This window comes from Hydrogenophaga sp. (assembly GCF_031426985.1).
Classification (GTDB): Bacteria; Pseudomonadota; Gammaproteobacteria; order Burkholderiales; family Burkholderiaceae_C; genus Hydrogenophaga.
Genome location: NZ_JASJOY010000035.1, coordinates 1 through 1,119, shown reverse-complemented (window position 1 = coordinate 1,119; position 1,119 = coordinate 1). Strand labels below are relative to the sequence as shown.

The following is a 1,119-nucleotide window of genomic DNA, read 5'->3' as shown; positions in this document are numbered from 1 at the left end:
GTGGTCGCGAGCTGCCAGGCGCCGATGAAGCACACGAAGATCAGCAGCGAGACCACCGCCGCGCGCAGGTTGAGGCTGACGGCTTTCATGATCACGCCACCTTGCTGATGGCGAAGCTTTTCAGGTACTCATCGGGCTTGGCCGCGTCGAACGCCTTGCCCATGATGGTGTGCTTGGCGTAGGTCGGGCCGGCGGTGAAGGGCATGCCCAGGTCCTTCATGTGCTTGCGCGCGTCGGTGATCAGGAACACCTTCTCGGCGATCGCCTTGTAGTCGACATCGCCCTTCACGTAGCCCCAGCGCTTCATCTGCGTGAGCATCCACACCGCCATGCTCTGCCAGGGCATGGGGTCGAAGTCGGCGCGGTCGGGCACGTTCTGGATCTTGCCCAGACCGTCGGCGAACTTGCCCGAGAGCACCTGGTTCAACACGGCCTCGGGCTGGTTCAGGTACTGGCTCGGCGCGATCACCTTGGCGATGAGTTCGCGGTTCTTGGGCTGGCGTGCCATGGCCGCGGCGGTGAGCACGGCGCGGTACAGCGCGGCGAAGGTGTTGGGGTTCTTCTGGATGAACTCGGTGCTGGTGCCGAAGGCGCAGCAGGGGTGGCCGTTCCAGAGGTCCTTGGTCAGCACGTGGATGAAACCCACCTCGTCGTACACCGCGCGCTGGTTGAAGGGATCGGGGCCGAGGAAACCATCGATGTTGCCGGCGCGCAGGTTGGCCACCATCTCGGCCGGCGGGATCACGCGCAGCTGCACGTCGGTGTCGGGGTTCAGGCCGTTCTCGGCCAGGTAGTAGCGCAGCAGGAAGTTGTGCATCGAGAAGTCGAACGGGATGCCGAACTTGAAGCCCTTCCAGTTCTTCGGATCGCGGTTGTCCTTGTGCTTCAACGCCAGCGTGATGGCCTGGCCGTTGATGTTCTGGATCGTGGCCACGTTCATCGGCGTGGCGTTGCTGCCCAGCCCCATGCTGATGGCCAGCGGCATGGGCGAGAGGAAGTGCGAAGCGTCGTATTCCTTGTTGATCATCTTGTCTCGCACCAGCGCCCAACCCGCGGTCTTGGTGACCGACACGTTGAGACCCTGCTTGCTGTAGAAGCCCAGCGGGTGCGCCATGATCA

General features: G+C 63.4%; 1 protein-coding gene. It reads right to left on the bottom strand.

The window, feature by feature from the left end:
- Positions 1–91: 91 nt before the first annotated feature.
- On the bottom strand, positions 92–1,119 hold a 1,028-nt coding region (locus RMP09_RS04725; protein ID WP_310564849.1), incomplete at its 5' end, for a CmpA/NrtA family ABC transporter substrate-binding protein.